Here is a 13,162-nt window from a genome sequence, read left to right on the forward strand (position 1 = left end):
TTAACCATTTCCGGGAAAGAATAGCCGCATTTACACCCCCTCATACCTTAATTATGCTATTTTTGCCAGCAAGTTAAACAGACTACCAGGAATGAAGACATTCAAGCGATTACTAAGATTTGCCACGCCTTTGCACCATTATCTGCCGGAATATGTTATATATACCTTTATAGGTATCATATTCGGTATGGTCAATTTTGCTATGCTGATCCCGTTACTGACCGTTATTTTCAACCAGGTGGGCGAAATTCCACAGGCACTCCCTGAACCACATTTCACCTTTTCTATCAATTATTTTATAGATCTGTTCAACTATTATTTCTACAACTTTATCAGGGCCAGCGGCTCCAAACAAAGCGCCCTGTACTTCGTTTGTGCAGTGATAGGCGTGTGTATCGTAATTGCCAACTTCGGTCGCTACATGAGCGCCAGGGTAATGGTACGCCTTAAAATGACCGTACTCTCCCGGCTACGTATACGCCTCTATGAAAAGTTTACGCAGCAATCACTGTCATTTTACAGCGATCAGCAAAAAGGAGATTTGCTTTCTTCCATGACCAACGATGTACAGGAAATAGAAAACAGCGTAATCAATGCCATACAAACACTGTTGCGCGACCCGTTCATTATAATCGGCTACTTCGCGGCACTGTTCTATCTTTCCGTAAAACTCACCCTGTTCACGATTGTATTTTTTCCTATCTCCGGCCTGCTGATATCTTATGTATCCAAGAAATTAAAATTAAAAGGAAAATTCAGCCAAGACCTGTTAGGAAAAATTCTTTCGGTAACAGAAGAAACACTTAGCGGTATCCGGATCATACAATCCTTCACAGCAGAGCGTTTCATGAAAAATAAATTTGGCGAGGTAAACAACCGGTTTGTGAAAGTGAGCAAATCGATGTACAACCAGCGCGAACTCGCTTCTCCTATTTCTGAAATATTAGGCGTGATCGTTATTGTAATCCTGGTAATTTATGGAGGCAGCCTGGTATTATCCGGCAGCGAACTGCTTACCGGCGCCACTTTCATGACATACCTCGTTTTCTATTCACAGATCATGCAGCCGGCAAAAAATGTATCTACTTCCATTACCACGATACAAAAAGGAATGGTAGCCAGTGAAAGGATTTTCAAAATACTGGACGCCCCGGTAACCATCCACGAAAAGCCGAATGCACGCGCTGTGAGCGGGTTTAACAGCAGCGTGGAATACGATGATGTTTCCTTTAAATACGAACAGCAATATGTGCTGAAACACATCCGGCTTACTATTAATAAGGGACAGATGATAGCGCTGGTAGGCCGCAGTGGTGCAGGAAAATCCACGATGGCAGATATTTTACCACGCTTCTATGATGTAAATGAGGGCGCAATTCGTATAGACGGCACCGATATACGCGACCTGAAAGTGCATGATCTCCGCAGCCTGATCGGCGTTGTATCACAGGAAGCCATTCTCTTTAATGATACAGTGCTGAACAATATTGCTTTTGGTCAGCCCAATGCCGACAGGGACGCTATAATCACCGCTGCAAAGATTGCCAATGCGCATGAATTTATTGAACACCTGGACAACGGTTATGATACCATTATCGGCGACCGTGGGCTGAAACTCAGCGGGGGCCAGCGTCAGCGGCTTACCATTGCACGTGCCATCTTCAAAAATCCGCCTATCCTCATATTGGATGAAGCCACTTCCGCACTCGATACCGAGTCCGAAAAACTGGTGCAGGCTGCACTGGATAAACTCATGCAAAACCGCACCACTATTGTGATTGCCCACCGGTTGAGCACTATACAACATGCCAGTGAAATCATTGTAATGGATCACGGTGAAATCAAAGAACGTGGTACGCACGACGCATTGCTGAAACAACACGGCATCTATCACAAACTGGTGGAAATGCAGGAATTTAAATAGATAATCACTAACGTTAAAGAATATACGTAAATGTGGCACGTTCCGCTCAAAAGTGGAACGTGCCCGTTTAACCAGTCTCCGCATGGCTTTCGGTAACATTTTCTTCTTATCGAAAACCCGTAATAGGTATGGTTTTTGTTATTGAAGCGCCCTGACAATGCCAACACCAGCTCTTTGCAGCACTTATTTTTTAACCTTTAACATAGCGAACTCCTATGATATCTATCGTAATTCCTGTATTAAACGAAGGTGCTACCATACGCCAGGTTATTAAAACCGTAAAGAAAACGTCCCGGAAAATTGAGATCATTGTAGTAGACGATAATTCTACAGATAACACAGTGGAAGAGGCGATGAAAGAACATGTGAGAGTGATTACCAGCAGCCAGCGCGGGAAGGGAATATCTATGCGTGAAGGTATGATGGCTGCCAAACACGATATTATTGCCTATGTTGATGGCGACATCCTGACTTACCCCGACAATATTATAGACCTATTAACTGGTCCTATCGAAAAAGACGAAGCCGACTTCGTCAAATCCTACTTTGAAAGGCAGGCAGGCAGGGTCACCCAATTGGTGGCCAAGCCACTGCTGAGTATATTATTCCCCGAGATTGCTCATTTCCAGCAACCGCTCAGCGGGATGATTGCTGCGCGCAAATCATTCCTTTCCCGTGTGCATTTTGAGAACGATTATGGCGTGGATATCGGTCTGCTGATAGATATGCATCACCTGGGCGCCCGTATCACAGAAGCAAATATCGGAAAGGTGGAAAATGCCATGCAAACCTGGGAACAGCTGAGCAAAATGTCGAGAGAAGTATCCCGCACTATTCTCCGCAAAGCGGAAAATATACCACAGGAAAATCTTGAAACACTGGGCAACATTAACCTGATACGGGAGCAAATGGAGTATTCCATCCTCGAGTCTATTGATAAACTGCAGAAGATGGTCATCTTTAACCTGGACCATGCCGTGTTTACACAAGACTACATGCAATGGGCTGCAGTGGCCTTCGGACAGGAGGAAGGGCTACAGGAAATTGAATCTTCCGGGCATGATCCGGTAACTACATTACATTTAAAAGCCACGCTTTTTGAAGGGCGCAATATTGCAGAATTACTGGAAGTAGCGGATGCTATTCCATTGGTACCCGGCATCCGCGAAATAGTGCGTGAACTGAAAAAAAGGGGTTATGCTGTTGGTCTGATCACCGACGGTTTTGGTACCGTAGCCCGTCATATCAAGAATCAGCTGGGAATGGATTTCGTATTTGCCAATAAGCTGCACCTGGTTAACAGCGTGGCTACCGGCGAGTTTACTATTGCAGACTACTTTATGAAAGGAGAGGAATACTCCCGGAGTAATATGTTTCCCTACATCGCGCAGCAGTATCATATTAATACACAGAATATCATTTATGTGGGAGATGGAAAACGCGACAGCAAATTATTATCAGAGGCCGGCATCGGCGTTGCTTTTTGTCCACAGTATCCGGGCAATGTTGTAGAAAAGGTTGCCGATAAAATTATCAGCGGCTTATCATTAGCGCCCCTGTTGGATATTGCGCAGGCGAGCCCGGCGAAGTTTGGCATTAAATTGCCGGCTATCAGTAAAAAGCAGGCGCGTACAATTGGAGTAGGCAGCCTGATAGGTTTGGCTGGAGCTGGGTTAATTTACTTCGCTGTGCGACAAATACGTAATAAAAAAGAGATGGCCACCTGTTGATGATATTCATTCAGCTATAAAGGAAAAGGCGCAGCGGATAACCGCTGCGCCTTTTCTGTCTTAATTAGTACTAAGACTATTTACTTTTAGCCAGTTTAGCTTCAATGCTCAATGTAGCGTGAGGAACTGCCCTGAGGCGTGCTTTATCTATGAGTTTACCGGTTACGCGGCAAATACCATAGGTTTTGTTTTCAATACGCATCATTGCTTTTTCCAGGTGATCAATGAACTGGATCTGACGGCTGGCCATCTGGTTCAGTTGCTCTCTTTCCTGGGAGCCGCTGCCATCTTCCATACTCATGTATTTGTTCTCTGTATCGTCGGTACCGGCCTCGTCTTTACGGGTGATCAGGCCTTGCAGATAGATGAGCTCCTTTTTAGCTGATTCCAGCTTCTTTTGGATCAATTCTCTAAACTCCTGCAGGTCTGAATCACTATATCTGTATATAGGACCAGTAGGTTGTGCCGGTTGATCCAGCACTGACTTGGTGAATTCAGGTTGATAAGTTACCAGGGTAGCTTTTCCACCTTTTTTCTCAGATTTTTCAGTTTTTTCGGGTTTTTCGGATCTTTCCGCCTTTACTGACTTTTCAGCCTTAACAACAGGCTTTTCGGCTGCTTTTTTTGTGGATTCTTTCTCCTTAGCAACTTCTACCTTAGTATCTGCTTTCTTTACTGCCATCGTTTTAAGTTCTTTTTCTTCTGACTTAGAAATAAATGGTTTCTCTTTTTCAGCGGAAACACTTTTCGTTACCACTTGCTGCTTTACAGCAGGCTCTTTTTTAACGGTCGATTTCGCAGGTACAGCAACTTTCTTGACGGATGATGTTTTACTGTTTGGTAAGGCAGAGGCCTTTTTCACTGCTTTTTTAGGCGCCGGAGCGACTTTTTTGGCAGTGCTTTTAGCTACCACGGCTTTTCCGGCTGCTGGTTTTGCTGCTGCTTTAGGGGCCGCCTTTTTAGGGGCTGCTTTTGCAGCTGCTTTTTTTGGAGCAGGCGCCGCTTTCTTTACCGGAGCAGGTTTAACAGCTTTCTTCGCTGGTGATGCCTTTGCCACAGTCTTTTTAGCCGGAGCTGCTTTCTGGGTCGTTTTACTAGCAACCTTCTTTTTTGTTGCCATGGGGGATTAGCTTTTTTTGTTAACTAATACATTAAATTTAAGGTCATTTACCTCTATTTCTGTACCATCTTGTAATCGCTCCACTAATTCCAGGCTATCTGCCAAAATTTCCGTGCAAATATAATCATTATAGTTCACAATGGCCGACTTGAGCGTGTCTACACTTTCAATCGTTACGTCAATTCTGTCAGTCAAAGCAAAATCACTATCCTTACGGATCTTTTGTATCCGGTTTACCAGTTCCCTGGCATTACCTTCGTCTTGCAACTGTGGAGTAATAGTAATGTCGAGCGCTACCGTTAAGGCGCCTTTATTAGCTACTGTCCATCCCGGAATGTCTTCGGAAATGATTTCAACGTCAGAGAGTTGGATTTGCAACTGCTCTCCCTCTACAACCAGGTTGAAATGGCCGTCGCGCTCAATGGTGGTAATTTCTGCCTCTGTAAACGCGCTGATTGCGGCTGCTACAGATTTCATCTTTGCTCCCATTTTACCACCGAGGGACTTGAAGTTAGGCTTAATCTTTTTCTTGATAAAACCCTCCGTTTCCGTAAGATAATCAATCCCTTTGACATTAACTTCACTTTTTATCAGGTCGGCTACCATTTCTATTTGCTCCTTCATCCTGCCATTTGCCACCGGAATTAAAATCTTCTGCAGAGGCTGGCGAACTTTAATGTTCACCTTTTTACGCAAGGATAATACCAGCGAGGAAATATCCTGCGCCAGCTGCATTCTTTCTTCCAGATCAAGGTCTACCGCACCCTCATTTATCACGGGAAAATCAGTGTGGTGGATGGAAGCAGCCTTGCTACGGCCACTCACACTGTTCAGGTTGTTAAACAACCAATCGGTGAAAAATGGGGAAACCGGGGCCATCAATTGTGCAATTTTTTCCAAACATTCGTATAATGTCTGGTAAGCACTAATCTTATCATGCTCGTATTCTCCCTTCCAGAACCGGCGGCGGCATAACCGCACATACCAGTTACTCAGCTGCTCATCCACAAACCGCTCCACTGCTCTGCCTGCCTGCGTAGGCTCGTAATCGTCAAAGCTGCTGGTCACGTCTTTTACCAGGGTGTTCAACACGGAAATAATCCATCGGTCAATTTCCGGGCGTTCTTCTAAAGGAATGTATGCTTCCTTGAAAGTAAACTTATCAAGATTGGCGTACATAGCAAAGAAGTTATATGTATTGTACAGGGTACCGAACAACTTGCGCTGCGCTTCCCCTATACCTTTTACATCGAACTTTAAACTATCCCAGGGCGAAGCATTGGTGATCAGGTACCAACGGGTGGCATCTGCCCCAAACTTTTCAATGGTCTCAAACGGGTTTACCACATTGCCCAGGCGTTTACTCATTTTCTGCCCTTTCGCATCCAGCACTAATCCATTGGAAACTACTGTTTTATACGCTACGCTATCAAAAAGCATCACACCCAGGGCGTGTAAAGTATAGAACCAGCCACGGGTTTGATCTACTCCCTCCGCAATAAAATCAGCGGGGAAAGCCTGTCCTTTATCTATCAGTTCCTTATTCTCAAAAGGGTAATGCCACTGCGCATACGGCATCGCGCCACTGTCAAACCAAACGTCTACCAAATCAGGCTCACGACGCATTGGTTTACCTGACGGGCTCACCAGGATAATATCATCCACATATGGCTTGTGTAAATCCAGGATACCTTCATGGAGATAAGACTTATTCACATCTCCACCCAATACCTGGTTCGCTTTGCGGATTTCGGCATTCAGTTCCTCAATACCACCGATACAGATCTCGTCCTTGCCATCTTCAGTACGCCAGATAGGCAGCGGCGTACCCCAGTAACGGCTGCGGCTGAGGTTCCAGTCGACCATATTTTCCAGCCAGTTGCCAAAACGACCAGTACCGGTGGAAGCCGGCTTCCAGTTGATCGTTTTATTCAGCTCCACCATTCTGTCTTTTACCGCAGTAGTCTTTATAAACCATGCATCCAGCGGGTAATACAACACTGGTTTATCAGTACGCCAGCAATGCGGATAAGTATGTTCGTACTTTTCTACTTTAAATGCACGGTTCTCCTTCTTCAGTTTCACAGCGATATCCACGTCTACATCTTTGTAATCGGGATCATCTTTATAATTCTTTACATATCTGCCTGAAAATTCACCCACATTCTCGGTAAACTTACCGGTCCGGTCTACCAGTGTTAAAATGCCTATACCATATTTCTTACCCACCCGGTTATCATCAGCACCAAAAGCAGGCGCAGTATGAACGATACCAGTACCATCTTCCGTGGTAACAAAATCACCGAGGAGTACCCGGAACGGATCGCCTTCTTCCGGCTGGGTAAATGGCAATAACTGTTCGTAACGGATATTTTCAAGCTGACTGCCCTTAAAGCTGGTCAGTATCTTCCATGGAATTACTTTATCGCCTTCCTGATAAGCTGCAAAGTCAGCGTTTTCCCCTTCTGCTTTGAAATATTTGCCTAACAGCACTTTTGCCATTATCACATTTACCGGCAGGTGAGTATAAGGGTTAAAAGTATTTACCAATACATATTCTATATTAGCCCCCACTGTTAAACCCAGGTTGGATGGCAAAGTCCAGGGAGTGGTCGTCCAGGCCAGGAAAAACACCTCATCTGAACCCGCAGCATCAAAAAGGAATTGGGAATTACTTGCCTTTTGGGCTTTAAACATCGCCACTACCGTAGTATCCTTTACATCCTTATAAGTGCCGGGCTGGTTCAGTTCATGGGAACTCAAGCCGGTACCAGCCGCGGGCGAGTAAGGTTGGATGCTTACACTTTTATACAGGAATCCTTTTTTATAAAGCGTTTGAAGACACCACCAGAGTGTTTCAATATAGTTATTCTCAAAAGTGATATACGGATTTTTCAGGTCTACCCAATACCCCATTTTCAGGGTCAGGTCATCCCACATATCTTTATATTTCAATACCTCCCGGCGGCAGGTATCATTATATTCAGCAACAGAAATCTTTTTACCTATGTCTTCTTTGGTAATCCCTAAAGTTTTTTCAACACCCAATTCCACCGGCAAACCATGGGTATCCCATCCGCCTTTACGCTTTACCTGGTAACCGCGCATCGTTTTATAACGACATACCAGGTCTTTTAATGTACGTGAAATAACATGGTGAATGCCGGGTAAGCCATTGGCGCTTGGAGGTCCTTCATAAAATACAAAAGGAGTGGCGCCTTCGCGCACGTCCACACTTTTTTCAAAAGCCTGGTGCTGCTCCCAGTGTTGCAGTATATCTTTCTCTATCTGAGGTAAATTCAACTGGCTATATTCCTGATATTTGCTGGACATAAAACAATTCCCCGCCCTTTGATGTTATTTAGACAATAATTGATTAAAATTGTGCGAAGTTAAGAAAATACGCTGGCTCCTAAATAGCCATCTTTGCTAAAAACCATGCTTTTTGAATATTTTTTATTGTTTTTTTTGTAATTTGCAATAAAGAATACAGAAGCTGCGTTTTTGGCATTGTTTTAGCTAACTTGCCAGGAAGAATTAGAAAAACCTAGTAGTTAATTTTAGCCCAACGGAAAAAACCATATCGAGTATGAAAAAGTTGACGTTAATATTTTGCGCGGTTCTATTCACTTCCGGCATAACTTTTGCACAGCAAAAAAAATCAGTTAAAAAAACAAAGATAGTTGCCAAAGCGGTGCAAGCACCTGAGGCAGTTAAGAGTTCTTTTGATCAGAATTTTGCGGGAACAGCGGCTGCTAAGTGGACAAAGACAAGTGCGGGACATTGGACAGCAAGTTTCCAAAAAGACAATATAAATACAATTGCAGAGTATGATGCAGATGGCAAATGGGTTGCCACAAGAAGCGCATATGATGCTCAAAACCTTCCGGAATCAGTGGCTGGTACACTGAAAACAAAATATCCGGCGGCAACCATAAAAGATGGCTGGAAAATTGAGAGATCAGATGTAGCTGCATACTACAAAATCAATATTCAGGATAACGGTACGGACAAGGCAGTGTTGCTGAATGAAGCTGGTACCATCACTGAATAACACAAACAAGTATTTCATAGGTATAGGGATAAATAGGACAGACCCTGCTCTTTTGGGCGGGGTTTTTTATTTGTTATGACTCCTCACTTCTGTTTTTGCAGGCTATCATTTCCCAACATGTGAATTTTTCCCAACGGTAGAACCTGCAAATTCCACAACCACATATCAGCAGGTTGCTTTATCCAAACAAAAAAAGTCGCCCGCAGAAGCGAACGACTTTATAAAATCTGGTAGAAACTTTTCTGGCATATTGCACTTCAATGGTGTTTGATATTCATGCAAGTATGATTTATGGCTTTACTTACTTTGCCAGCCAAGCTTCTTCCAAGGTCAAATCTGATAAGGAAGCTTATAGGAAACGCAAATGGATATCTGCCTATCGTGTTACAAAGAAACACCTATATTTTATCTTCCATTTTCCAAATCGGGAAAACAAATGATCGAAAAGGGAAAATACCAGCTCATTTGCCCGGCTTCAAACCTCTTTTCAGGGCCCGGGAAACGGTAAACCAATAAAACCGGGCTAGCGATCCCCGGTAGAAATACTTCAAAACCCACTTATATTCACCCTGGAAATGTAATACAGACATAGGTTGCACCCTTCCGTCGATGGACCTACAATACACCGTCTCTCCCTTTAAAGTGATCGCCTTCCTGTCGCCAAAGGACTGGTAAACGCCGTTTTCGCTGTAAACAGCCGAAATGTTATGGTCAATGCCCAGTGAATTACCGATGGCATTGGAGTTCAGGTAGGGAATTCTCTTCTCTTTTACCCACATATAGAGCAGGGTCATATCTGAAATAGCCGTTCTTCCTATCTTTTCCTGCTGCATTTCGTAATGCCTGGCCAGGAAATGATCCTGCTTATTTCTCTCATAGGTTTCCAGCAGGTAATCAGTAAAACTATTGATCAGCGCTTTATTCCAGAACGAAAAATGTGGCGAAATCTGGTGTTCGCTGCCTTCTCCGTAAAACCCTTCACTCCCTATAAATATGCCTTGCAGCGATGTATCTTCCCGGATGTGCTGCAGGTTGTTTACCAGGTAAATGTCTGAGTCGGAAAGAATAAAAGCATCCTCACTTTTATGGGCTTCCGCAATGGCGAAATAACGGGCGAAACAACTTACTTCAAACCCAAACGAATTGACACTATAATGTTCATAAAGAGACAGGAATTTCTCATACCTGGCGTTGCCTTTCAACCTATCAGGACCAAGTACTGTAATGTTCAGGCTTAAACGCCGAGCTTTTCGTTCATATAATTTTAAATAGATGAGATCCCTGTTTTCATATATATAGATGTCATTCAACATGTGTGCTGTTTTATCATCTGCTATGAGTTTGAACAGATGATTAAAGATTATATGAAGATAGTTAGGTTATTTAACGCAGAAGCACTTCACCTTACGGAAAAATCATAGAAGTGACGTAGAAAGAAAGGAGAAGCTGTTGTTTAGCGCAGCAACAGCTCACAGGGTTTCAGCCCGGTGTGCTTTTTAAAGGCAGTGGAGAAGTGGGAAATGCAGGAATACCCCATCAGCATAGCTACTTCAGAAACAGACATCCCCTTTTCATATAAAAGCCCCTTGGCCTTTTCCATTCTCTCTTTCTGGAAGTAATCATATATGGTGGTGCCGTACATGGCTTTGAAGCCTTTCTTCAGGTAACATTCGTTCATGGCTACCCGGCGGGCCAGGTCCCTGATGGTAATAGGAGAGTCCAGCTGCTCCAGGAGGATACCCCGGGCATTCTCTATTTTTTCACGGTCTTCCAGGTGGGTGAGGAAGCGGCAACCATAGCGTTCGTCGGTGTCGTTCTGCATAAACTGGTCGGAGCTGTATAGTAACAGGTCCAGCGCCCGGCTTTGCAGGAATATATTTTTCAGCATGCCCTCGTAATCGTGATGTACCATTGTTTCCAGTACGGATTTTGACTTCGTACAGGGCTGGATGGTTTTCACGAAAGGTTTGCGGGACTGATTTTCAAATAAGGAAAAGGTAGTGGTACCCTTTTGCAGCGATTGAATGAATGCAGGCTGGAAGCGAACGGTGATAAGATCTACAGATGGCACCCTGTCATTGCAGGCTTCCTTCTTTCCTTCTGAACAAAGCTGATCGGTACAGGAAGGGTTTTTACAATACTTGCTGCCGGCAACGCAATACCGGAGCTCTATGGCGGCAGATTGCCCCCTTTTGGCCGGCTGGTAAATGACCATCGCCACATCTTCAACAGGTAACGGCTTATCGTAAGTAAAACGTTGTAAGGTAAAATCAAGACAGTCAGGTACTGACACACTATCCTGCTCCGCCAGCTGTAACTGGTCGCTCATCGCGGGCTGCGGAATGGCCAAAGACAATATTTCCTGTATTTCTTTCACTTTATCTGTTTTTAAACGCCGTGCTGTTATAGAAGTCACAAATTTAGTGATTCGTTTTTTAAACAAATACGTTTTGACAATACAGTTACAAACACAACTATCCTTCTCCCCTTAAAACAGCGATTTACTTGGTATAAATTTCGTATATCCTTTAGGGATGGCAAAAAATGGCTTTAATATCCGCAGACTGGTAAAAATCATACTCATTGTAGCCGGTATACTTACCCTGCTGGTAGTGGGTACAGGCTGGTATCTCAATCAACACTGGAATAAGTTGTTGAAACGGGAGCTTCAGGGCTATGTGACCGATTTGTCGGACAGTTTGTATACCGTTAAGTTCAAAGACCTGCACCTGGACGTACTTTCCGGCAGTGTCACTATCGACAAAGCCAGTATGACGGCCGATTCTGCGGTATATCAGCGCCTGCTGGCACAACAAAGGGCGCCGGCCGATATTTACACCATCAGCGTTGACCGGCTGGAACTCAGGTACTTTAAGCCGTGGCGTTACTTCTTTGGGAAGCATCTCAACGCAGGAATCCTTACTGTAACGGGTCCCAGTATTATCCTGGATCAAAATGCTACCGTAAAAGATACCAGTACCCCGAAAACGGCCTACCAGAATATCTCGGCCAAAATGAAATCCATTTTCATAGGCAAACTGGTACTGGACAGCACCAATTTCAAATATATTTTTACCCGGAAAGATTCTTCCCGGGTGATCCATCAATTCCACAATCTGAGGGTCCGGATCAATGATTTCCTGATAGACTCGGTTGCCCTGGACGACCCCACCCGTTTTTTATACGCCCGCAATTACGAAATCGGGATGAAGGACTATATGAACCGGACGCGGGATAGTCTTTACTGGATGTATATCCGCGGAATACGGTACGATGCGGCGGAACGTACCCTGCACGTGGGCCGGTTTGAACTGCAACCCCGTTATGATAAAACGGCCTTCCAGAAAAAAACAGGCGTGCAGCAAGACCGGTTTGAAGTGGTGTTTAATGATATAAGTCTGCGCAATCTTAATCCCCGCCTGTTATTACAGGAACAACAGATCTGGGCCGACCGGGTAAATATTCAGAATGGCAGATTAGATATTTACAGGAACCGTATGATGCCTATGCCTCCCGGCAATAAACTGGGCCAATATCCACACCAGTTGCTGGCAAAGCTGGATGTTCCCATAAATATAGATACGCTTACCGGCAATAATGTTGATATCAGATATACGGAATTGAGCCCGGTTACCGAACAAACCGGGTATATCAATTTCAGTCATGTACATGGTTTATTCCGCAACATCACCAATATCGATAGCCTGGTGGCCAAAAACAGGCACCTCACGGCCGACCTTGACGCGGTATTTATGAAAAGCGGTAAACTCACCGCCCGTTTTGATTTTGTGCTGAACGACAAGGGTGGCCGGTTTGGCGTTTCCGGCCGGCTGAGTAATATGAACGGCAAAGATCTGAATGTAATTACCCAGCCAATGGGGAAGATCGAAATCAGGTCGTGCGATATCCAGGACCTGACCTTTAATATCAATGGAGGTGAGCGAAGCGCCAGTGGCCATGTAAAACTGCTGTACCAAAACCTTAAAATTGCCGTTTTAAAGCAAAATAAGGATCATGATGGGTTTAAACGCAAAGGACTCATCAGCCTGGTGGCTAATGCATTGGTAATCAAGTCAGAAAACCCATCCAAAGACGAAAAACCCCGCACGGCCGATGTTACCTATACCCGAGACATCAAGAAGTCTTTTTTTAACCTGGTGTGGAAAACTTTATTTACAGGCGTAAAAGACATTGCTGGTGCTGGAAATCTCTAGTGGAAAAAATGGTGGATCCTCACCACATAAAAACAGCCCTTCTTTTGTGGAAATGAGGCTTATTTTTCGTACATTTGCATGATTGTCTACCGATTTTATTTCTAATAGATTTTACACCAA

8 protein-coding genes are annotated in these 13,162 nt (G+C 44.2%); 4 read left to right on the forward strand and 4 right to left on the reverse strand.

Translation table 11 applies throughout. The features are described 5' to 3' along the window. Positions 1–91: 91 nt before the first annotated feature. The gene (locus ACLHR0_RS29495; protein WP_436491439.1) at positions 92–1,924 is read left to right on the forward strand and encodes an ABC transporter ATP-binding protein; all 1,833 of its coding nucleotides are present in this window, start codon (positions 92–94) and stop codon (positions 1,922–1,924) included. Positions 1,925–2,139: 215 nt separating this feature from the next. Then, positions 2,140–3,654, forward strand: a complete 1,515-nt coding sequence (locus tag ACLHR0_RS29500; RefSeq protein WP_436491440.1) for a glycosyltransferase — start codon at positions 2,140–2,142, stop codon at positions 3,652–3,654. Between the two features lie 76 nt (positions 3,655–3,730). Here the strand turns inward: ACLHR0_RS29500 and ACLHR0_RS29505 are convergent, their stop codons facing one another. Together ACLHR0_RS29505 and ileS are read right to left on the reverse strand one after the other, a co-directional pair. Further along, the gene (locus ACLHR0_RS29505) at positions 3,731–4,774 is read right to left on the reverse strand and encodes a TraR/DksA C4-type zinc finger protein (RefSeq protein WP_429043878.1); all 1,044 of its coding nucleotides are present in this window, start codon (positions 4,772–4,774) and stop codon (positions 3,731–3,733) included. A gap of 6 nt (positions 4,775–4,780) precedes the next feature. Next, positions 4,781–8,107: an isoleucine--tRNA ligase gene (gene ileS / locus ACLHR0_RS29510; protein ID WP_436491441.1), complete on the reverse strand. Its 3,327-nt coding sequence runs from the start codon at positions 8,105–8,107 to the stop codon at positions 4,781–4,783. A gap of 256 nt (positions 8,108–8,363) precedes the next feature. Between ileS and ACLHR0_RS29515 the strand changes: the two genes are divergently transcribed. Further along, on the forward strand, positions 8,364–8,828 hold the full coding sequence (locus ACLHR0_RS29515; protein WP_370909237.1) for a PepSY-like domain-containing protein: 465 nt from the start codon (positions 8,364–8,366) through the stop codon (positions 8,826–8,828). Positions 8,829–9,289: 461 nt separating this feature from the next. Here ACLHR0_RS29515 and ACLHR0_RS29520 read toward each other — a convergent pair whose 3' ends face one another. Next, complete coding sequence (locus ACLHR0_RS29520) at positions 9,290–10,141, reverse strand: hypothetical protein (protein ID WP_436491442.1); 852 nt, start codon at positions 10,139–10,141, stop codon at positions 9,290–9,292. A 140-nt stretch (positions 10,142–10,281) separates the two neighbouring features. Further along, positions 10,282–11,244 carry a helix-turn-helix domain-containing protein gene (locus ACLHR0_RS29525; RefSeq protein ID WP_370909235.1) on the reverse strand — a complete coding sequence of 321 codons (963 nt, stop codon included), beginning with the start codon at positions 11,242–11,244 and terminating at the stop codon, positions 10,282–10,284. Between the two features lie 118 nt (positions 11,245–11,362). Here ACLHR0_RS29525 and ACLHR0_RS29530 point away from each other — a divergent pair, with 118 nt between their 5' ends. Then, a complete protein-coding gene (locus ACLHR0_RS29530) occupies positions 11,363–13,042 on the forward strand; it encodes a hypothetical protein (RefSeq protein WP_436491443.1) in 1,680 nt (559 codons plus the stop codon). Positions 13,043–13,162 lie beyond the last annotated feature (120 nt).

The sequence above is a fragment of the Chitinophaga sp. ARDCPP14 genome (genome assembly GCF_051362515.1).
Lineage (GTDB): Bacteria > Bacteroidota > Bacteroidia > Chitinophagales > Chitinophagaceae > Chitinophaga.